Origin of the sequence: Pseudomonas koreensis (assembly GCF_024169245.1) — a bacterium.
In the GTDB taxonomy this organism is placed as follows: Bacteria; Pseudomonadota; Gammaproteobacteria; order Pseudomonadales; family Pseudomonadaceae; genus Aquipseudomonas; species Aquipseudomonas koreensis_F.
This window is the reverse complement of the sequence record NZ_JALJWP010000001.1, coordinates 3123739-3143040: the sequence shown is the minus strand read 5'-3', so window position 1 is coordinate 3143040 and position 19302 is coordinate 3123739. Positions and strand designations below refer to the sequence as shown.

Annotated in this window: 21 protein-coding genes and 1 riboswitch; of the genes, 3 read left to right on the top strand and 18 right to left on the bottom strand. The window is 62.1% G+C overall.

Annotated features, from left to right (window positions below; translation table 11 throughout):
- Positions 1–139 precede the first annotated feature (139 nt).
- Positions 140–1411: an OmpP1/FadL family transporter gene (locus J2Y90_RS14140; RefSeq protein WP_253500503.1), complete on the top strand. Its 1272-nt coding sequence runs from the start codon at positions 140–142 to the stop codon at positions 1409–1411.
- Positions 1412–1621: 210 nt separating this feature from the next.
- Here J2Y90_RS14140 and J2Y90_RS14135 read toward each other — a convergent pair whose 3' ends face one another.
- The 14 genes from J2Y90_RS14135 to cobO all read right to left on the bottom strand — a co-directional run bounded on the left by J2Y90_RS14135 (position 1622) and on the right by cobO (position 13162).
- Positions 1622–2182, bottom strand: coding sequence for a glutathione peroxidase (locus J2Y90_RS14135; RefSeq protein WP_253500502.1), 561 nt, complete (start codon positions 2180–2182; stop codon positions 1622–1624).
- Positions 2183–2236: 54 nt separating this feature from the next.
- Positions 2237–2359: a hypothetical protein gene (locus J2Y90_RS26530; protein WP_256584315.1), complete on the bottom strand. Its 123-nt coding sequence runs from the start codon at positions 2357–2359 to the stop codon at positions 2237–2239.
- The gene (locus tag J2Y90_RS14130; protein ID WP_253500501.1) at positions 2356–3564 is read right to left on the bottom strand and encodes an MFS transporter; all 1209 of its coding nucleotides are present in this window, start codon (positions 3562–3564) and stop codon (positions 2356–2358) included. The genes J2Y90_RS26530 and J2Y90_RS14130 overlap by 4 nt, the downstream gene beginning before the upstream one ends.
- A 52-nt stretch (positions 3565–3616) precedes the next feature.
- Positions 3617–4021 carry a MarR family winged helix-turn-helix transcriptional regulator gene (locus tag J2Y90_RS14125; protein ID WP_253500500.1) on the bottom strand — a complete coding sequence of 135 codons (405 nt, stop codon included), beginning with the start codon at positions 4019–4021 and terminating at the stop codon, positions 3617–3619.
- 175 nt (positions 4022–4196) lie between these two features.
- Positions 4197–4919: an adenosylcobinamide-GDP ribazoletransferase gene (locus J2Y90_RS14120; protein WP_253500499.1), complete on the bottom strand. Its 723-nt coding sequence runs from the start codon at positions 4917–4919 to the stop codon at positions 4197–4199.
- A gap of 1 nt (position 4920) precedes the next feature.
- Positions 4921–5496, bottom strand: coding sequence for an alpha-ribazole phosphatase family protein (gene cobC / locus J2Y90_RS14115; RefSeq protein WP_253500498.1), 576 nt, complete (start codon positions 5494–5496; stop codon positions 4921–4923).
- Positions 5493–6548, bottom strand: coding sequence for a nicotinate-nucleotide--dimethylbenzimidazole phosphoribosyltransferase (gene cobT / locus J2Y90_RS14110; RefSeq protein WP_253500497.1), 1056 nt, complete (start codon positions 6546–6548; stop codon positions 5493–5495). The genes cobC and cobT overlap by 4 nt, the downstream gene beginning before the upstream one ends.
- Positions 6545–7066 (bottom strand): bifunctional adenosylcobinamide kinase/adenosylcobinamide-phosphate guanylyltransferase, encoded by a 522-nt coding sequence (gene cobU / locus J2Y90_RS14105; RefSeq protein ID WP_253500496.1) that lies wholly within the window; start codon positions 7064–7066, stop codon positions 6545–6547. The genes cobT and cobU overlap by 4 nt, the downstream gene beginning before the upstream one ends.
- 120 nt (positions 7067–7186) lie before the next feature.
- Positions 7187–8638, bottom strand: coding sequence for a cobyric acid synthase (locus J2Y90_RS14100; protein WP_253500495.1), 1452 nt, complete (start codon positions 8636–8638; stop codon positions 7187–7189).
- Entirely contained in the window at positions 8635–9627 is a 993-nt protein-coding gene (cobD, locus tag J2Y90_RS14095) for a threonine-phosphate decarboxylase CobD (RefSeq protein WP_253500494.1), read from the bottom strand. The genes J2Y90_RS14100 and cobD overlap by 4 nt, the downstream gene beginning before the upstream one ends.
- Positions 9620–10528, bottom strand: coding sequence for an adenosylcobinamide-phosphate synthase CbiB (cbiB, locus tag J2Y90_RS14090; RefSeq protein WP_041479543.1), 909 nt, complete (start codon positions 10526–10528; stop codon positions 9620–9622). The genes cobD and cbiB overlap by 8 nt, the downstream gene beginning before the upstream one ends.
- The gene (gene bluB, locus J2Y90_RS14085) at positions 10525–11175 is read right to left on the bottom strand and encodes a 5,6-dimethylbenzimidazole synthase (RefSeq protein WP_065615127.1); all 651 of its coding nucleotides are present in this window, start codon (positions 11173–11175) and stop codon (positions 10525–10527) included. Before bluB ends, cbiB begins: the two co-directional genes overlap by 4 nt.
- Positions 11172–12554 (bottom strand): cobyrinate a,c-diamide synthase, encoded by a 1383-nt coding sequence (locus tag J2Y90_RS14080; protein WP_253500493.1) that lies wholly within the window; start codon positions 12552–12554, stop codon positions 11172–11174. The genes bluB and J2Y90_RS14080 overlap by 4 nt, the downstream gene beginning before the upstream one ends.
- Positions 12551–13162: a cob(I)yrinic acid a,c-diamide adenosyltransferase gene (gene cobO, locus J2Y90_RS14075; RefSeq protein ID WP_253500492.1), complete on the bottom strand. Its 612-nt coding sequence runs from the start codon at positions 13160–13162 to the stop codon at positions 12551–12553. The genes J2Y90_RS14080 and cobO overlap by 4 nt, the downstream gene beginning before the upstream one ends.
- An 83-nt stretch (positions 13163–13245) precedes the next feature.
- Positions 13246–13474: riboswitch (cobalamin riboswitch) on the bottom strand.
- A 161-nt stretch (positions 13475–13635) separates the two neighbouring features.
- Here cobO and J2Y90_RS14070 point away from each other — a divergent pair.
- The gene (locus tag J2Y90_RS14070) at positions 13636–14220 is read left to right on the top strand and encodes a hypothetical protein (protein WP_253500491.1); all 585 of its coding nucleotides are present in this window, start codon (positions 13636–13638) and stop codon (positions 14218–14220) included.
- Positions 14221–14286: 66 nt separating this feature from the next.
- The gene (locus J2Y90_RS14065; RefSeq protein WP_253500490.1) at positions 14287–15600 is read left to right on the top strand and encodes a PQQ-dependent sugar dehydrogenase; all 1314 of its coding nucleotides are present in this window, start codon (positions 14287–14289) and stop codon (positions 15598–15600) included.
- A gap of 132 nt (positions 15601–15732) precedes the next feature.
- Here J2Y90_RS14065 and J2Y90_RS14060 read toward each other — a convergent pair whose 3' ends face one another.
- The 4 genes from J2Y90_RS14060 to J2Y90_RS14045 form a co-directional block, all read right to left on the bottom strand.
- Positions 15733–16269, bottom strand: coding sequence for a C40 family peptidase (locus tag J2Y90_RS14060; protein ID WP_253500489.1), 537 nt, complete (start codon positions 16267–16269; stop codon positions 15733–15735).
- A 215-nt stretch (positions 16270–16484) separates the two neighbouring features.
- A complete protein-coding gene (locus J2Y90_RS14055; RefSeq protein WP_016773699.1) occupies positions 16485–17102 on the bottom strand; it encodes a C40 family peptidase in 618 nt (205 codons plus the stop codon).
- A 191-nt stretch (positions 17103–17293) separates the two neighbouring features.
- Positions 17294–17998, bottom strand: a complete 705-nt coding sequence (gene hda, locus J2Y90_RS14050) for a DnaA regulatory inactivator Hda (RefSeq protein WP_007919828.1) — start codon at positions 17996–17998, stop codon at positions 17294–17296.
- 207 nt (positions 17999–18205) lie between these two features.
- Positions 18206–19279 carry an AI-2E family transporter gene (locus tag J2Y90_RS14045; RefSeq protein WP_253500488.1) on the bottom strand — a complete coding sequence of 358 codons (1074 nt, stop codon included), beginning with the start codon at positions 19277–19279 and terminating at the stop codon, positions 18206–18208.
- Between the last annotated feature and the right edge of the window lie 23 nt (positions 19280–19302).

The following is a 19302-nucleotide window of genomic DNA, read 5'->3' as shown; positions in this document are numbered from 1 at the left end:
GTTCCACAAGTTCTCGCAACAGGCCGCCATTCTGGTTGGATTGTCCTACAAAACCGCTCTAAATCAAGGCATACGGGCTATAGCGCTGGAACGAAAATGTTGGTAATTTTCGCCCCGGTGATCACCAGGAGTTCTAATAATGAAAAAAGTCATGCTCAAAACCACCCTTAGCCTCGCCGTTACCCTTGCCTCCACGCAGATCTTCGCGGCAGGTTTTGCCCTCAACGAACAAAGCATCAGTGGGATGGGGACTGGTTTTGCCGGGCGATCTTCTTCTGCCGACGACGCAAGCACTGTTTATGGCAACCCGGCCGGCATGGCGCGCATCAAGCGCGAACAAGTCACCGGCGGTGTCGCCGTTGTCGACGCACACACCGATATCAGCAACGCCAGCTCCAGCCCGAACGGCGGCAGCAACAAAGGCAACATGGTGCCCTTCACCGCAGTACCTATGGGCTTCTATGTAAAACCGATCGATGATCACTGGGCATTCGGCCTCGGTGTCTACGTGCCGTTCGGCCTGATCACGGATTACGAAAACGGCTTTGCCGGCCGTTACTTCGGCAGCAAGTCCGAAGTGCAAGTCATCACCTTCCAGCCAACCGTCAGCTATGCCTTCAACGACAAGGTATCGATCGGTTTCGGCCCGACCATCAACCGCATCGACGGCTCGCTGGAATCCAACCTCTCGATCACCCAGGCACTGCCGGACGGCAAGGTCAAGATCAAGGGTGACGACACCGCGCTGGGCTACAACGTCGGCTTGCTGGTCCAGGCCACCGACACCACCCGCCTGGGCCTGACCTATCACTCCAAGGTCGACTACAAACTCGAAGGCAACACCAAGGTCAACTACGGCGCACTGGCGCTCGTGGGCGTAGGCGCCAATCAGAAGTACGACGCTTCGCTGAAGATCACCACGCCGGAATCCGTGGACTTCTCGGTCACCCAGGCGATCAACGATCGCTGGAACGTCTACGCCGGTACCACCTGGACTCGCTGGAGCCAGCTGGACAAGATCACCGTGAAGAACTCCGGCGTGCAGCCTCTGCTGGCCGGCCAGTTCGGTTCGATCAACGAAGACCAGAACTGGCATGACTCCTGGGCCTACGCGGTGGGCACCTCGTACCAGTTGAACAAGGAATGGGTACTGCGTACCGGTCTGACCTTCGACCAGTCGCCAACCAATAACGAAGACCGCTCGCCACGCATCCCGACTGGCGACCGCACCATCTTCAGTATCGGTGCCGGCTGGAGCCCGACCGACGACCTGACCATCGACGTCGCGTACTCGTACCTGAAGGAAGAGTCGGTCAAGATCCGCAACGAAAACGCGCGTGGCCAGAGCTACGATGCCAAGTATGAAAACTCGGCAAACGGCTTCGGTGTCGGCGCGACTTACCGCTTCTGATGCACCGTGGCGAGGCGCAATCCTCGCCCACGAAAAAGCCCCGCTCTCTTTGCAGAGGCGGGGCTTTTTCATGTCTGCAACTTTTCACTGAAACGACAAATTTCCATTGTGGGAGCGAGCCTGCTCGCGAAGGCGGTATGTCAGATGTTGATGTGCTGACCTGTCACACCGCTTCGCGAGCAGGCTCGCTCCCACAGGGAACAACGTTAATCAGGGCTTTAGCGGTTTCGAGGCAATTGCCTTTTCGATCGCGGCAATAAACTCGGGATCATCGGGTTCGGTCAAACTGGAAAAACTCGCCACGACCTTGCCCTGCCGATCCACCACGTACTTGTAGAAATTCCACTTCGGCGCATTGCTCTGCGCGGCCAGCACCTGGAACAGATGCGTGGCGTCGTCGCCGCGAACTTTCTGCGGCTCGGTCATGTTGAAGGTCACGCCATAATTGGCGTAGCAGACCTTGGCGGTTTCCGCGCTGTCCTTGGATTCCTGCTTGAAGTCATTCGACGGCACGCCAAGCATCTCCAGCCCTTGCGCCTTGTAGCGCTTGTTGAGCGCTTCAAGTCCTTCGAACTGTGGGGCGAAACCGCAGAAGCTGGCGGTATTGACCACCACCAGCGGCTTGTCGGCGTACTGCTTGCACAGATCGATGGATTCCTTGGCGCGCAGCTTCGGCAGCGAGCCTTGCAACAGCTCAGGACAATCGGCGGCCTGGGCCAGGCCAGTCAACGCCATCAGCAACGCGGGAACAGCACACCAGCGCATCAACATGTCGAACTTCCTTGGGCAGTCATCAGGCTTCGACGTTACTCGCCACGCTGCGATCTAGCAAATGCTCATGCCCAACTGCATCAGCGCCAGACCGCCGCGTTGCCAGCCCCACCATACCAGCGCCAAGAGCGCTGCAGCCAGTGCAGTCAGGGCGAATCGCGCGCAGATCCGGCTCATGCTGCGCTCGCAGCGGCTTGCAGGCGTGCCACCGGACGCTCGCGCACCGGCCAGTTCAGCGCCGCCGCCAACAGGCTCAAGAGAATCGCCACTTGCCAGATCAAGTCATAACTCCCGGTTCGGTCGTATACCACCCCGCCCAGCCAGCCGCCGAGGAACGAGCCGAGCTGATGGAACAGAAAGACGATGCCACCGAGCATGGACAAATTGCGCACGCCGAACAAGGTCGCCACCGTACCGTTGGTCAACGGCACCGTCGACAGCCACAGAAAGCCCATGGCCATGCCGAACAGATAGGCCGATGTGGTCGTCACCGGCAGCCACAGGAACAGCACGATCACCACCGCGCGCAGCAGATACAGCGCAGTCAGCAGACGCGGTTTGGACATGCGCCCACCGAGCCAGCCGGCGGTGTAGGTCCCGAAAATATTGAACAGCCCGATCAACGCCAGGACTGTAGTGCCGACTGTCGCCGGCAGATGCTGATCGACCAGATACGCCGGCAGGTGCACGCCGATGAATACCACCTGAAAGCCGCAAACAAAAAAACCGAACGCCAGCAGCCAGAACCCTGAATGTGAGCAGGCTTCGCGCAGCGCTTCGCCTAGAGATTGCTCGTGGCCAAGTACCGGCAATGGCTTGTCCTTGAGCATGCTCACCAGCGGCACGATCATCGCCACCAGCAAGCCCAGCACCAGCAATGCGGCCGACCAGCCAAGCCAGCCGATCAACCCGAGCGTGCCCGGCAACATGGCGAACTGGCCAAACGAACCGGCAGCGCTGGCAATGCCCATGCCCATGCTGCGTTTGTCGGCCGGTACGGCGCGACCGACCACACCGAGGATCACCGAGAACGAGGTGCCGGACAAACCGATACCGATCAACAGACCAGCGCTCAGCGACAGGCTCAGAGGCGAATCAGCCAAGCCCATAAACACCAGCCCCAACGCGTACAGAACGCCGCCGACCAGCACCACTTTCGCCGCACCGAAGCGGTCGGCCAGCGCGCCGGTGAACGGTTGCGCCAGGCCCCAGATCAGGTTCTGCAGGGCGATGGCGAAGGCAAACACCTCGCGCCCCCAGCCGAATTGCGCGCTCATCGGCGACAGGAACAGACCGAACCCGTGGCGCACGCCCAATGACAACGCCAGGATCAGCGCACTCCCCAGCAACACCCAACCGCACGTACGCCACATCGTTGTCATTGTTATTCTCCAGTCGCGGGTATATACCCGCTTGAGCTCGAAGAAACGGCCGTCAGGCCAGTTCGTCGAGCAATTTGAGCAAGGTTTCGCGTTTCTCGGCACCGAGACGCTCGATCAGCCGCTGTTGCGCCGCTTCCCACGCTGGCAACGCGGCCGACAGTCGCTGCACGCCAATCTCGGTGAGGCGCACGATGCGATTGCGCATGTCCTCGCCTTCGGCCAGCGTCACCAGACCCTCGCCCTCAAGCACACGCAAGTTACGCCCGAGGGTGCTGCGATCCAGGCCCATGGCTTCAGCCAGTTCGGAAATGCTCGGTTGCTCCAGCCGCTGCAGATTGCACAGCAGAGAATACTGGGCAACGTTAATCCCGAAGCCGTCGAGAGCGCCGTCGTAATGCCTGCTGACGCCACGCGCGGCGCGACGCAAGTTGGTACACAAACACTGAGAAGGAAGCATGATGCGTGTATATACCCGCGAGTGTGTTAAATCAAGTTACAGTTGAGTTGATTCTGAACATCATTGTTGCCGGTGAGGCCGCCTTCGCGAGCAGGCTCGCTCCCGCAGGGGATAGCATTCCGAGGGTGGGAGCGAGCCTGCTCGCGAAGGGGCCGGCATTATCAACGCAAATCCTTCAGACCAACGCGAGGCCAACCAACACCGCCATCTCCAGCAATTCCAGCATCGCCCCTGCCGTATCCCCGGTAGTCCCGCCCAACCGCCGCATCATCAACCGCCGCAGCCAGACAAACACCCCCAGCGAAATCAGCACCGCACCAAACCCGGCGATCAACACGCCGCCCAGCGCACTCAACCCCAGCACCCACCACCCCGCCTTACGCGGCAGATGATCAGCCAGCGCCTGGCCCAATCCACCCGCACGCACATACGGCGTGGTCAGAAACAACCCCAGCAGCGCCGCCCGCCCCAGCACCGGTACGATGATCAGCGCCATGCCCTGTCCTTGCTCGATCAACGCGAGCAGCGCGGCGAATTTGAGCAATAACACCAGCACCAGCGTGACCACCGCGATCGGCCCGCTGCGCGGATCTTTCATGATCGTCAGCGTGCGCTCGCGATCGCCGAAACCGCCGAGCCAGGCATCGGCGCTGTCGGCCAGGCCATCGAGATGCAGCGCGCCGCTGAGCAACACCCACACGGTCAACAGCAGCGCCGCATGCAATAACATCGGAGCGCCGGCCAACAGCAAATTCGACGCATAAAGGATCAGCCCGAACAACAATCCCACCAGCGGATAGAACAGCAGCGACCGCCCGAGTTGTTCTGGTTCGGGCATGCCCGGCAGGCGAATCGGCAGGCTGCTGAGAAACTGCAAAGCGATCCACAGCGGCAGCATCTTAGTGACCTTCCTTGAGCGCGCCGTCAGCCTCGACCGTCAGCGCAAACAGCGCGCCATGTCCAACTTCGACGTTGAGCAGTTGTTCACGCGGCAGTCCCCGCGCCTGCGCGAGCAACAAACGCATCACGCCGCCGTGGCTGATCAGCAGAATCCGCTCACCGGCGTAGGCCGCATGCAGCCGCTCAACCGCGGCCAGCACTCGCTCGGCAAACTCGCTGACCGGCTCACCGTGCGGCGGCGTGAAGCCATAGGGATCGGCCCAGAACAGCCCCAACGCTTCGGCATCCGTCACCATCAACGCCTTCGCGCTCTGCCCTTCCCATGCGCCGAAATGCAATTCCTGCAGATCCTTGTCGAGATGCACCGACAGCTCCAGTCGCTCGCCCAGTTCGGCGGCAAACCGCGCGCAACGCTGCAATGGCGAGCTGACAATGCGATCCCATGGCCCGCCTTCGGCCACCGCCGCACGCATCTGCGTCCAGCCATCTTCGGTCAGCGCATCGTCGAGGCTGCCGCGCAAGCCGCCGCCCAGTTCCGTTTCGCCGTGGCGCAGCAGGTCCAGGCGCAGGCTCATGCCGGGCGATCCGCCACGGCCGCTTCGGCGAACGTCGCCATTTGCCCGTGCAGGTCACAGGCCAGGCGCAACAATGGCACCGCCAACGCGGCGCCGCTGCCCTCGCCCAGGCGCAGGCCGAGTTCCAGCAACGGCTCGGCGCTCAGGGTTTCCAGCACATGGCGATGGCCCGGCTCGGCCCCGCGATGGCCGAACAACAGCCAATCGCGACAGGCCGGATTCAAGCGCACCGCGACCAGTGCCGCGACCGTGCAGATAAAACCGTCGACCAGCACCGCGATGCCTTCCTGCGCGCAGGCCAGATAGGCGCCGACCAACGCGGCAATCTCGAAGCCGCCGAGATTGAACAGCGTCTGCAAGGCATCGCCACGCTGCGCAGCATGCAGCGCCACCGCACGTTCGATAACTTGCGCCTTGTGGCTGACGCCAGCGGCATTCAGTCCGGTACCGGGACCGGTCAGGTGCGCCACCGGGCAATAGAGCAAGGCACAGGCCAGCGCACTGGCCGCCGTGGTGTTGCCGATGCCCATCTCGCCGCCGATGAACAATTGGGTGCCGGCGGCTTTCGCGCGCAAGACGCTGTCGCGACCGGCCTGCAAGGCCGATTCGCCCTGAGCCTGAGTCATTGCTGCGCCCTGAACGAAGTTCGCCGTGCCCGGGCCAATGTTCAGATGGCGCACGCCGGCCAGGTTCAGAGTCGAATTCACCGTGCCCAGATCGATCACTTCCAGTTGCGCGCCGAGCTGACGCGCCAGCACGCTGATCGCCGCGCCGCCGCTGACGAAATTCAGCAGCATCTGTCCGGTGACTTCCTGCGGATAAGCCGAAACGCCCTCCGCCACCACACCGTGATCGCCAGCGAAAATCGCGATCCAGATTTGATCGAGCGTCGGCTTGAGCTGACCTTGCAGACCAGCCAGTTGCACGGCCACCGATTCAAGGCGCCCGAGCGAACCGGCCGGTTTGGTCAATTGCTGCTGGCGCTCGGTCGCTTGCGCAACGATGTCGGCATTCACGGCTTGGCACGGGTTCAGCCACCAGGTCGGGCTCATAAGGCAGGTCCTTTCAAAGTCAGGGGCAGGCCGGCAACGGTCAGCACCACTCGCTGACAACGCTCGGCCAGAGCTTGATGCAGCCAACCGGCTTCATCGACGTAGCGGCGAGTCAATTCGCCCAGCGGCACGACACCCATTCCGGTCTCGTTGCTGACAAAAATGATTTCACCCGGCAGCGCGGCCAGGCAGTCAAGCAGGGCTTCACGCTCAGCGGCGAGACGTTCGGCGTCGTCGAGCATCAGCAGATTGGTCAGCCACAGGGTCAGGCAATCAACCAGCAGGCAGCGCTCGGTGTCGGCGGATTCGCGCAGCACCCGGGCCAGTTTCAGCGGCTCTTCGATCAACGCCCATTCGGCCGGGCGGCGTGCGCGGTGATGGGCGACGCGTTGGTTCATCTCGCCGTCGAGCGGCTGGCTGGTGGCGATGTAGGTCACGGCGAGATGGCTGTCGCTGGCGAGTTTTTCTGCCAGACGACTCTTGCCGGAGCGGGCGCCGCCGAGGATCAGTTGGAGCATGGGTTCATCCAAAAATGTGTGGTGAGACAACCGGCCCCTTCGCGAGCAGGCTCGCTCCCACCGTTGATCGCGTCTCCGTGTGGGAGCGAGCCTGCTCGCGAAAAGGCCAGTCCAGACAGCTCAAATCCCACAGAGCTGACGCAACAGCCCGGTATCCAGATGCTTTTCCACCAGATCCGCCAGCCGCTCGATATCGCGCTCGCGCAAGCCGTGGTAGTCGACTTCTTGCACGTCACTCAAGCCGGCCCAGCGCAGCAACGCCGCACTCGCCTCAGGCGATTCGAACAAGCCATGCAGATAGGTGCCGAACACCTGGCCATCGGCACTTTGCGCACCATCACAACGTCCGTCGTCCAGATGCACCGCCGGGTTTTCCAGCGCCGCCCCGGTAGTCACACCAGCATGGATTTCATAACCGCTGACGTCGGCGTTTTCCAGCGCCAGCCGCCCGCGCACGTTGCGCAGTTGCTTCTCGGCTTCGAGCTGGGTTTCGAACGCCAGCAGACCCAGACCGGCGCTGGAGCCGACAACGCCTTCAAGGCCGAGCGGGTCGTGCACCTGCTCACCGAGCATCTGCAGACCGCCGCAAATCCCCAGCACCTTGCCGCCGTAGCGCAGATGCCGATTGATCGCTGCGTCCCAGCCGTTGGCGCGCAGATAAGCCAGATCACTGCGCACGCTTTTCGAGCCCGGCAGGATGATCAGGTCGGCGGCCGGAATCGCCTGCCCCGGGCCGACGAATTGCAGGTCGACCTGCGGATGCAGACGCAGCGGGTCGAAGTCGGTGTGATTACTGATGCGCGGCAGCACCGGCACCACTACCTTCAAGACCTGCTCGGCCTTGTCGGTCTGGCGTTGGTCGATGCCGTCTTCAGCCTCAAGGTGCAGATCCATCACGTAGGGCAACACGCCGACCACCGGTTTGCCGGTGCGCTGTTCGAGCCAGTCGAGGCCCGGTTGCAGCAAGGCGATGTCGCCGCGAAAGCGGTTGATGATGAAGCCTTTGACCCGCGCCTGTTCGCTTGGCGACAGCAACTCCAGCGTGCCCACCAGATGCGCAAACACGCCACCGCGATTGATGTCGGCGATCAGCAGCACCGGGCAATCCACCGCTTCGGCAAAGCCCATGTTGGCAATATCGCCGGCGCGCAGGTTGATCTCGGCTGGCGAACCGGCGCCTTCGACCATCACCAGCGGATACGCCGCGCTGAGCCGCGCATGGGAAGCGAGCACCGCTTGCATCGCGATGGCTTTGTAATCGTGATAGGCAACGGCGTTCATCGTCGTCACGGCGCGGCCATGAATGATCACTTGTGCGCCGGTGTCGCTGTTGGGCTTGAGCAGCACCGGATTCATGTCGGTGTGCGGTTCGAGACCGGCGGCTTGCGCCTGCACCGCCTGCGCCCGGCCGATCTCGCCGCCGTCAGCCGTCACCGCGCTGTTGAGCGCCATGTTCTGCGGCTTGAACGGCACCACCGCCACGCCCTGGCGAGTGGCCCACCGACACAGCGCCGTCACCAGGGTGCTTTTGCCGGCGTCGGACGTGGTGCCTTGCACCATCAGAGTGGTCATGGTTTTTCCTTGGCGAAAGCTTGCAAAGCCTGTTCGAGGCGCAGTTCTTGCGCGGCATCGGCAGGCAGGCCGAAGCGCACACTGCTGTTGTGCGTGAAGAGGCGCAGGAGGATGCCGCGTCGGGCGAGGAATTCGTGCAGCGCTTCGGCGCGCTCGGTGATCAGCCACTGAAACAGCGCGCAGCCGCCCTGCGGTGCAAAACCGCAACGGGTCAACAGCGCTGCCAGCCGTTCACTCGCTTCGTCACTGCGAATCCGCTGCCGGGTATGGCCCTCGGTGTCTTGCAGGCACGCCGTACCGAGTACCCGCGTCGGCCCGCTCACCGCCCACGGCCCGACCTGTTCGGCGAGCAGTTTGAGCAACTTGCGTTCGGCCAGAACGAAACCGAGGCGCACCCCGGCCAGACCGAAAAACTTGCCGAACGAACGCAACACCACCAGCCCCACCTGATGCGCATACGGCGCGAGGCTCAGTTGCGGTGTGTTGTCCATGAACGCTTCGTCGACCACCAGCCAGCCACCGCGTTGCGCCAGCCGCGCATGCCAGTCGAGCAGGCGCGCCGGGGTCAGGCTCAGGCCGGTCGGGTTGTTCGGGTTGACCACCACCAGCACATCGAGGCTGTCGAGAAAGAACTCGACCTCCTGCTCAAGCACTTCACGGACGATGTAACCGCTGCGCCGCCACGCCTCGGCATGTTCGGCATAGCAAGGCGACAACACGCCGACCTTGCCGGCCCGGCGCAAACGCGGCAGCAGCTGGATGGCCATTTGCGAACCAGCCACCGGCAACACCTGCGCGGCGCCGTAGTAATCGCAGGCGGCCTGTTCCAGACCGTCGTCGGTTTCCGGAAGGCGCGCCCAAGCGCGCAGCGGAATTTCCGGAATCGGGAACGGCCACGGCGCGAGGCCGCTGGACAAGTCCAGCCAGTCAGCCTCGGCAATCCCGTAATCGAGTGCCGCCTTGCGCAGCCGGCCACCGTGCTCAAGCATAAAATTCCGCCCCCAGGCAAAGCATCAGCAGCCACAACCATACGCCGCGCTGGACCAATTGCCAGCCACGGTCGATGGAATCGGCATCGGCCGGCGCACCTTCGCCCAGTTGCGGGCGCTCATGCAGTTCGCCGTGATAGATCGCCGGGCCACCCAATTCGACGCCCAGCGCACCGGCACCGGCCGCCATCACCGGGCCGGCGTTGGGGCTGTCCCACTGCGGCGCCTGGGTGCGCCAGCACTTGAGCGCGAGCCGGGTTTTGCCGAGCAGCGCGTAGGTCAATGCCACCAGACGCGCAGGAATGTAGTTCAACACGTCGTCGATTTTCGCCGCTGCCCAGCCGAAACGTTCGAAGCGTTCGTTGCGATACCCCCACATCGCATCGAGGGTATTGCTCAAGCGATACAGAACGACGCCCGGTGCGCCGGCGACGACAAACCAGAACAGCGCAGCGAACACCGCATCGCTGCCGTTTTCCAGCACCGACTCAGTGGCCGCACGGGCTACGGCAGTGCTGTCGAGCTCATCGGTCTGGCGGCTGACCAGATAGCCGACGCGCTTGCGCGCCTCGTCCAGATCATCGGCGCGTAACGCCGCCGCGACCGGCGCGACATGCTCGCCGAGGCTGCGCATGCCGAGGGCGCAATACAACGCGAGAATCTCGACGATCCAGCCCACGTAGGGCGCCCAGGAAAATGCCGTGGCGAGCAAGGTCAGCGGCAGCACCGCGAGCACCCAAGCGGTCACACCATGGCTGCGCCAGCCACGACCGCCGGCGTTGAAGCGTTGCTCGATGCGCCCGGCAAAATTGCCGAATGCCACCAGCGGATGCCAGCGTTTCGGTTCACCGAGCAGCGCATCCAGCGCTACCGCAGCGACACTCAGCAACGCCACACTCATTGACTCACTCCCCAATAATTTTCATACAGCAACTCGTTCAGCGGCCGCGCTTGCGCCCAGCCTTCGAGCACCAGCATCGGCGCCGGATAGAATTCCTTGACCGGCCCCAGACACAGCACCGCCAGCGGCTTGGCACCGGCCGGCAACTTGAGTAAGTCCGCCAGGGCCTGCGGCTCGAACAGCGAGACCCAGCCCATGCCCAGGCCTTCGGCACGGGACGCCAGCCACAGATTCTGGATCGCGCAGGACAACGAGGCCATGTCCATTTCCGGCAACGTGCGCCGACCGAAGATGTGTTTTTCGCGATCGTCCATCAGCGCCGCGACCAGCACTTCGGCGCAATCGTTGATGCCTTCGACCTTGAGCTGCATGAACTCATCGCTGCGCTCGCCGAGGGCTTCGGCGGTGCGGATGCGTTCTGCTTCCACCAGATCGCGGATCTGCCCGCGCAGAGCGCGATCGCTGATACGGATGAAGCGCCAGGGCTGCATCAGGCCGACGCTTGGGGCTTGGTGGGCGGCTTCCAAGAGTCGACGCAGCAGATCCGGTTCAACGGTGCCGCCGGTGAAGTGGCGCATGTCGCGGCGTTCGGCGATGGCCTTGTAGACCGCAGCGCGTTCGGCTTCGGAGAATGTGTTGTCGGTCATGGCCCTTTCGCGAGCAAGCTCGCTCCCACAGGGTTCAGGTGATCCATTGTAGGAGTGAGCCTGCTCGCGATAGCGGTTTCAAAGTTCGGCGCAAACAGCGCAGCGACAGCCACCGGATTCGACGGAAAATAAAAGTGCACATAAGAAGCCGTCATCCGCCCCTCACGATAAACCGCCTCGGCGCCACGCCCGCCATTCGGGCTCAAGCCCCGGGCAATCGGCGCCAGCTCAGTGGTGGTCAGCGAATGATGATAGGTATGCCCACGCAAAGCCCCCTCCGGCAATTCAACCGCCTGCAACGCCAGCGCCGCGAGACGCTTCTGCATCACCGCATCGCCCTTGAGCAAACCGACCAGTTCAGCGCGGGTGCCTTCGACATCAGTCAGCGAATCGAGCAGATAAAGCATCCCGCCACATTCAGCGAGCAACGGCTTGCCCGCCGCATGGTGCGCGCGGATCGCTGCAAGCATTGAGGTGTTTTGCGCCAGCGCGACGTGGTGCAACTCCGGATAACCGCCCGGCAGATACAGGCTGTCCGCCTCGGGCAATTGCGTGTCGCGGATCGGCGAGAAGAACTGCAGCTCGGCCCCCATCGCCCGCAGCAGATCGAGGCTGGCGCCATAGGTGAAGGCGAACGCTTCATCGCGGGCGACGGCGATGCGCACACCTTTTAATAGAGGCTCGGCGGCGATGACATCAGGCGCGGCGAATTCAACGGCTGGTGGCAGCGCGACTTGGCAACTGCTGGCGAGGGCATCGGCGGCCGCGTCGAGACGCAGATCCAGATCATTCAATTCGCTGGCCTGGACCAGACCGAGGTGGCGGCTCGGCAATTCGATGCCGGTCTCGCGGGACAGTGCGCCGTACCAGCGCAAACCTTCGGTGAGGCTGCCTTCGAGCAATTGCGCATGGCGCAAGGTGCCGACGCGATTGGCCAGCACGCCGGCGAACGGCAAGTCCGGCTGATACTTCGCCAGGCCCAGCGCCAAAGCGCCGAAGGTCTGCGCCATGGCAGTGCCGTCGATCACGCCGAGCACCGGCACGCCGAAGTGGCGCGCCAGATCAGCACTGGACGGCGTGCCGTCGAACAGGCCCATCACGCCCTCGATCAGAATCAGATCGGCCTCGCCGGCGGCTTCCCACAACAGCCGGCGACTTTCCTGCTCGCCGACCATCCACATGTCCAGTTGATACACCGGCGCACCGCTGGCGCGCTCGAGAATCATCGGGTCGAGAAAGTCCGGGCCGCATTTGAACACGCGCACCTTGCGCCCCTGATTGCGATGCAAACGGGCGAGCGCAGCGGTGACGGTGGTCTTGCCCTGGCCGGAGGCCGGCGCGGCGATGAGCACCGCCGGGCAGTGACGTGGTTGCTTCAAAGTTCGACGCCTTTCTGCGCTTTGATCCCGGCCTGGAAAGCGTGCTTGAGCATGCCCATTTCGGTAACCGTGTCGCCCATCTCGATCATTTCCGGCTTGGCGCCGCGACCGGTGACGACCACATGTTGCATCGGCGGGCGCGCCTGCAAATCGCTGAGCACCTGATCGAGATCGAGGTAGCCGTGCTTGAGGGCGATGTTCAACTCGTCGAGCACCACCAGTCCGATCGCCGGGTCACGCAACAATTCGCGGGAGACTTCCCAGGCCGCGGTCGCAGCCGCGATGTCGCGCTGGCGATCCTGGGTTTCCCAGGTGAAGCCTTCACCCATGACGTGGAAACGCACCTGCTCGGGGAAGCGGCGAAAGAACAATTCCTCGCCGGTGCTGTTGCGGCCCTTGATGAACTGCACCACACCGCACTGCATGCCGTGGCCCATGGCACGGGCGAGCATGCCGAACGCCGAACTGCTCTTGCCTTTGCCATTGCCGGTCAGCACCAGCACCAGGCCGCACTCGTCGGGTGAATTGGCGATGCGTTCGTCGATCACGGCTTTCTTGCGCTGCATGCGCGCCAGATGGCGCTCGTCGCGCTCGGGGGAATCAGTCATGGGGGGAGCTCTCCGTTGAGGCTGGATAACGGCGGGCAGGCACAAGAATAGACGGCAAAAAGCCTGGCATCGCCCACCGTGATGCCGCTGAGATGGATCAGGCCGGTCTCCGGGCTCATGAGCGGCATCTGCCGGACTGCGCGCCTTCCCGCTTCTTTCGAGGCAGTGGCTCAAGGCGCAGTCTTCACTCATTTACCGTTGCGGGGGCAGCGCCGGGATCGTCGTGGCTTCGCTTGAAGTCCACCCTCACCGGCTTCCCTGTTTCACTCTGTCGACACTGGGTCACAGAGCACCTGAAACAAGCGGCGAAGGTTAGAGGGTTGGGGATGGAGCGTCAATTAAACAGGCGTCTCGAGCGCGAATAAGTGCCGCTGATTAATTATCCAGCGGCAACCTTGTGCCAAACTGTGACAAGTGATATCAAAGAGCCATGTTTTCTCGAAACATCTACAACAACAATAAGGATGACGACGATGCAAGGCATGATCATCAGCAATCCCCGCCTGGAATTCCTGCGCCCGGTGCTGGAACGCTGGTTTGACTGTATCGATCGCTACAACAGCGTGCGCGGCGACAACGACACGCCTTACTGGCACGACGAAGAAGCCAATCTCGGCCTGCTCTCGGCAGCGGCGTGGATGGCTGAAATGGTGACGTTGAGCGACACGGCTACACGCAAACAGAACGAAGAAGGCGAACGCAACGCCCGCGCCAATCTGCTGATTGCCGGTAGCGAAGACCGCGCGTTCATTCAGGCCACGCAACGCTGGCCACGGGTCAACAACCTCAACCTGAGCCAGGCCTTGCTCGACATCACCCTTGATGCCAAGCGCATCAGCTACGCCAGCGATCTCAAGCTCGGCTGCCTGTTCATTGCCCCGCAAAAAGTCCAGCACAGCGCCAGTCCCGAAGAGCTGCAGGATATGGTCGATGACCTGCAAAAAGAGCACACCTGCGCGATGGCCTGGTATTTCCCCTACGCCTATCGCAAATTGCGCAGCGACGCGGGCAACTATCATCCAGGCATCGCCGTACTGTTCAAGGAAGCCCGCAGTTGAGCAGTTGAACCATCGGGCCTGCGCCCTCCTCTATGATTAGGAATGCATTCATAGGGAAGATCAGCAATGCGCAAGGCCCAACTCGCTCTCATCATCGCCGTCGCTGGCGGGCTCGCCGCCTGCGGTGAAACCTCCAGCCTGCAAGTCTCCGACGGCACCGGACCGTCGCCTAAACTGCCCGAACCGAACAAGACGCTGATTCCGACGGTGAACATCGCCCCGGCGGTGGGCTGGCCGCAAGGCACGAAACCGACCGCAGCGGCCGGCACTCAGGTCGCCGCGTTTGCCGAAGGCCTCGATCATCCGCGCTGGCTGTATGTGCTGCCCAACGGCGATGTGCTGGTGGCGGAAACCAACGCGCCGCCCAAGCCCGATGACAGCAAAGGCATTCGCGGCTGGGTGATGAAGAAAGTCATGGGCAAGGCCGGTGCCGGCGTACCCAGCCCGAACCGCATCACCCTGCTGCGCGACGCCGACCACGACGGCGTCGCAGAAACCCGCACGGCGTTTCTGCAGAACCTCAATTCGCCGTTTGGCATGACGCTGGTCGGCAATGATTTGTACGTCGCCGACACCGACCGCCTGCTGCGCTTCAACTACGAGCCGGGCGCCACCGAGATCAAGACCCAGCCGATCAAAGTCGTCGACCTGCCGGGTGGCACGTTGAATCACCACTGGACCAAAAACGTTATTGCCAGCAAGGACGGCAACAAGCTCTACGTCACCGTCGGCTCGAACAGTAACGTCGGCGAAAACGGTCTGGATCAGGAAGAAGGCCGCGCGGCTATCTGGGAAGTCGATCGCGCAACCGGCAATCACCGGATCTTCGCCTCGGGCATCCGCAACCCCAATGGCCTCGCTTGGGAACCCACCAGCGGCGCACTGTGGACGGCGGTCAACGAGCGTGACGAAATCGGCAGCGATCTGGTGCCGGACTACATCACCTCGGTCAAGGACGGCGGTTTCTATGGCTGGCCGTTCAGCTACTACGGACAACATGTCGATGTGCGGGTCAAACCGCAGAACCTCGATCTGGTGGCCAAGGCCATCGCGCCGGATTATGCCGTTGGCCCGCACACTGCTTCGCTGGGCCTTACCTTCGCCGAGGGCAACAGCCTGCCGGCGCAATTCAAGGAAGGCGCATTCATTGGCCAGCACGGCTCGTGGAACCGCAAACCGCACAGTGGCTACAAGGTGATTTTCGTGCCGTTCACTGGCGGCAAACCGACCGGGCAACCGGTGGATGTGCTGACCGGCTTCCTCGACAAGGACGAGAACGCATTGGGCCGCCCGGTGGGCGTGGTGATCGACCAGCAAGGTGGCTTGCTGGTGGCGGATGATGTCGGGAACAAAATTTGGCGAGTGTCTTCTGCCAAATAACTTACCGCTCGACACATAACAACTGTGGGAGCGAGCTTGCTCGCGAAAGCGTCGGATCAGTCAATGTTGAATTGAATGACACACCGCCTTCGCGAGCAAGCTCGCTCCCACATTGGTTTTTGTGTTGCCTTACTAAGGGTTATGCGCCAACTGCCCCGGCTGCAACACTCGCTTGGCGCTCAAATAGGCTTTCTGCCAATAAGTCTTCGACAGGCTGTCGAGCTTGACCGTGCCGCCCGTGGCCGGTGCATGCACGAAGCGCCCCTCGCCTACGTAGATCCCCGCATGACTGACCTGCGAGCCGCCATTGGTGGCGAAGAAGATCAGGTCGCCGGTCTGCAAGCCTTCCTTGCCAACATTCGGCGCCTGCATGACGATCATTTCGCGGGTCGAGCGTGGCAGCGAAATCCCTGCCGCGTCGCGGTAGACAAACCCGATCAGGCCGCTGCAATCGAAGCCGGAATCCGGCGTGTTGCCGCCCCAGCGATACGGCGTACCGACCAGGCCGAGGGCACGGAACAGCACGTCTTCGGCAACGGGGGAAACAGCCTGGGAAGGACCGAACACGATCGGCGCGCGAACCACGGGGGCTGGCGGCGGTGTACGGCTGGCGCAGGCGCTGAGCAGCGCGGCGCAAATGATCAAGGTGAGGCGGGCCGACATCGTCATAAGCAGAACATCCTGATCTGGCTGCGGCTTTCTCTGCAGAATGGGCAGAAACAAAACCGCCTGCGTCATCACGCAGGCGGTTTGCCATCAATATAGATTCAGGATTCTAGCGGCTACGCGGCAAACTTCAAGTAAGACTTTAACTTCACCTTGTAAAGTTTACGTCTACTCCGTTGCCGGACCGTTTTGTCGCCGCGAACGCAGCGACATGCAGGTTACTTGCGAGCGGTGACCACGGTCGGCGCCATGGCGAGTGCACGCTTGGCTTCGATGAAGGTCTTGCTCCAATAGCTGTCACCGAGGCTGTCGATGCGAACACCGCCGCTGCGACGACTGCTGGAGTGGATGAACTGGTTGTCGCCCAGGTAGATCCCGGCGTGACTGACACGACCGCGACGACCATTGGTGGCGAAGAACAGCAGATCACCCGGCTCAAGGTTGCTGCGCGACACCAGCGGCGCGTCAACGTTGATCATTTCGCGAGTGGAGCGAGGCAGGTTCATGCCGGCCTCTTCGCGGAACAGGTAACCAATGAAACCGCTGCAATCGAAGCCGGCTTCAGAGGTACCGCCGAACCGGTAACGGGTACCGATCAGGGACATGCCGCGTTCCAGGATGCTGTCAGCCAGCACAGGCAGCTGATAAGGCTTGCTGCCGTTGAACTGGTTGAGTTCTTTTTCGGTGTCCAGCTCTTCCTGGTAAATAACGGAGGACTGGGCAGTAGCAGAATTCTTGACCTGTTGCGGCGGCTCTTGAACCGGAGAATGAGCAGCACAACCGAATAACAGGGTAACGAGTGCGAGAGGCACGAGGGGTGCGAAGCGCTTTAGCATGGGCACGACCGTGGCTGGTAGTTGTAAAGAAGCCGAGACTATGCCCGCTATCGTCCTCATTTGCAAATTCAATCGAACTTTATGTGACTTCCCGGTTTCGCGTTTACATCTAAGCGCTTAAACCGCCTGGCCGGTGAAGCGACCCTTGGAACAGGGTTTTCTGGCGCCTGAAAGCTGGCAAAAGCCCACTATCACCAGCCCAGGGTTTCCTTGAGAAAGGGAATGGTCAGCTTGCGTTGCGCCTGCAGAGAAGCCTGATCGAGTTGCTCAAGCAGATCGAACAACGCGCTCATGCTGCGCGTGCCGCGAGTGAGAATGAAGTGCCCGACCTCATCGGTCAGGTGCAGACCACGACGCGAGGCGCGCAATTGCAGCGCACGCAATTTGTCTTCATCGGAAAGTGGGCGCATCTGGAAGATCAGCGCCAGGGTCAGGCGGGATTTCAGGTCAGCCAGCTTCACTGGCAATTCGCGCGGCGAAGTGGACGCGGCGATCAGCAGGCGCCGGCCGCTGTCACGCAGACGGTTGAACAGATGAAACATCGCCTCTTCCCAGTCCGCCTTGCCGGCGATCACCTGCAAATCATCCAGGCAGACCAGTTCGTACTGTTCAAGGTTGTCGAGGATTTCCACGCCGCGGTCCATCAACTCGGCCAGCGGCAGATACACCGCCGGTTCGCCCATCTGCTCGAAGCGCAAGCAAGCTGCCTGCAACAGATGCGTGCGCCCGACGCCGTGCTTGCCCCACAGGTAGATCAGGCTCTCCGTCCACCCGGCGTCGGCTTCGCAGAGGCGCTCGACATAGCCGAGTGCAGCGGCATTGGCGCCTGGGTAGTAGTTGATGAAGGTGGCGTCGTCACGCAGACGCACACCTAGGGGCAGCTGAATCGGTTTCATGCTGACTGAACAGTTCTCAAAGGAACCGTTAGTGGCCTCTGTGTAAAGTTGGCGAAGTTTATACCCGTGAGGCTGAGCGCACAATGCGACAGACTCCAAGCAAAATCAAAGGTTTGCGTTGACGCACCGGTTTTGTGAAGGATTCTCTGGCGCCCTCGCGTGCAGGCCACAGGCCAGCCCGGCGAAGCGCCGGGCCGCCCTGCTTCATTACAGCTCGGGTTCGTCGACGCCGCTGTAGATCTCGGAATCCTTGTACAGAACGTGGACATGCCGCACCAGCACCATGATCACCGCCGCCACCGGCAGCGCCAGCAGCACGCCGGTGAACCCGAACAGCTCGCCACCCGCGAGGATGGCAAAGATCACCGCCACCGGGTGCAGGCCGATTCGGTCCCCGACCAGCAGCGGCGTGAGCACCATGCCTTCCAGCGCCTGACCAACCATGAACACCGCGACAATCCCGACCATCGGGTACAGATCGCCACCGAACTGGAACAACCCGGCGATCAATGCCGCGCCGATGCCGATGACAAAACCCATGTACGGCACGATCGCCGCGAGACCGGCAATCAGGCCGATCAACAGCCCCAGCTCCAGACCGACGATCATCAGGCCAGCCGCGTAAATCACCCCCAGCGCAACCATCACCAGCAACTGGCCACGCACGAATGCGCCGAGTACCTCGTGGCACTCACCCGCCAGCGCCACCACGCGCTCTTCGCGATCACGCGGCAGCAGGCTGCGGATCTTGGCCATCATCACGTCCCAGTCGCGCAACAGGTAGAAGCTCACCACCGGAATCAATACCAGATTCGCCAGCCAGCCGATCAGTGCCAGACTCGAGGCGGTGGCCTGACTCAGCACCACGCCGACGATGTCGGTGGTCTGACCCATGTGCTCGCTGATCGCGGCTTTGACCTTGTCGAATTTCCAGAAACCGTCCGACAAACCCAATTTCGCTTGCGCCCACGGCACAGCGGTGTGCTGCAACCAGTCGAGCATCTGCGGCGCCAGCTCGTATAAACGCAGCAACTGCTTTGCGAGCATCGGTACCAGCACCAGCATCAATGCGGTGACGATCAAGGTGAACAACGCGAACACGGCGATCACGCCCCAGGTTCGCGACAAACCGAGCCGTTCCAGACGATCCACCAGCGGATCGAACAGATATGCCAGCAACAACGCGACCAGAAACGGCGTGAGGATCGGGTGCAGCAACCATACAAACGCGCAAAGCAGGACTACCCCACCGAGCCAGAACCAACGCCGCGTATCGGCCATTTACCACTCCTGATGCTTCTATA

Bases quoted from the DNA above. Each gene is read 5' to 3' on its own strand.
- J2Y90_RS14140 (WP_253500503.1), top strand. From the start codon at position 140: ATGAAAAAAGTCATGCTCAAAACCACCCTTAGCCTCGCCGTTACCCTT.
- J2Y90_RS14135 (WP_253500502.1), bottom strand. From the start codon at position 2,182: ATGTTGATGCGCTGGTGTGCTGTTCCCGCGTTGCTGATGGCGTTGACT.
- J2Y90_RS26530 (WP_256584315.1), bottom strand. From the start codon at position 2,359: ATGAGCCGGATCTGCGCGCGATTCGCCCTGACTGCACTGGCTGCAGCG.
- J2Y90_RS14130 (WP_253500501.1), bottom strand. From the start codon at position 3,564: ATGACAACGATGTGGCGTACGTGCGGTTGGGTGTTGCTGGGGAGTGCG.
- J2Y90_RS14125 (WP_253500500.1), bottom strand. From the start codon at position 4,021: ATGCTTCCTTCTCAGTGTTTGTGTACCAACTTGCGTCGCGCCGCGCGT.
- J2Y90_RS14120 (WP_253500499.1), bottom strand. From the start codon at position 4,919: ATGCTGCCGCTGTGGATCGCTTTGCAGTTTCTCAGCAGCCTGCCGATT.
- cobC (WP_253500498.1), bottom strand. From the start codon at position 5,496: ATGAGCCTGCGCCTGGACCTGCTGCGCCACGGCGAAACGGAACTGGGC.
- cobT (WP_253500497.1), bottom strand. From the start codon at position 6,548: ATGAGCCCGACCTGGTGGCTGAACCCGTGCCAAGCCGTGAATGCCGAC.
- cobU (WP_253500496.1), bottom strand. From the start codon at position 7,066: ATGCTCCAACTGATCCTCGGCGGCGCCCGCTCCGGCAAGAGTCGTCTG.
- J2Y90_RS14100 (WP_253500495.1), bottom strand. From the start codon at position 8,638: ATGACCACTCTGATGGTGCAAGGCACCACGTCCGACGCCGGCAAAAGC.
- cobD (WP_253500494.1), bottom strand. From the start codon at position 9,627: ATGCTTGAGCACGGTGGCCGGCTGCGCAAGGCGGCACTCGATTACGGG.
- cbiB (WP_041479543.1), bottom strand. From the start codon at position 10,528: ATGAGTGTGGCGTTGCTGAGTGTCGCTGCGGTAGCGCTGGATGCGCTG.
- bluB (WP_065615127.1), bottom strand. From the start codon at position 11,175: ATGACCGACAACACATTCTCCGAAGCCGAACGCGCTGCGGTCTACAAG.
- cobO (WP_253500492.1), bottom strand. From the start codon at position 13,162: ATGACTGATTCCCCCGAGCGCGACGAGCGCCATCTGGCGCGCATGCAG.
- J2Y90_RS14070 (WP_253500491.1), top strand. From the start codon at position 13,636: ATGCAAGGCATGATCATCAGCAATCCCCGCCTGGAATTCCTGCGCCCG.
- J2Y90_RS14065 (WP_253500490.1), top strand. From the start codon at position 14,287: ATGCGCAAGGCCCAACTCGCTCTCATCATCGCCGTCGCTGGCGGGCTC.
- J2Y90_RS14060 (WP_253500489.1), bottom strand. From the start codon at position 16,269: ATGACGATGTCGGCCCGCCTCACCTTGATCATTTGCGCCGCGCTGCTC.
- J2Y90_RS14055 (WP_016773699.1), bottom strand. From the start codon at position 17,102: ATGCTAAAGCGCTTCGCACCCCTCGTGCCTCTCGCACTCGTTACCCTG.
- hda (WP_007919828.1), bottom strand. From the start codon at position 17,998: ATGAAACCGATTCAGCTGCCCCTAGGTGTGCGTCTGCGTGACGACGCC.
- J2Y90_RS14045 (WP_253500488.1), bottom strand. From the start codon at position 19,279: ATGGCCGATACGCGGCGTTGGTTCTGGCTCGGTGGGGTAGTCCTGCTT.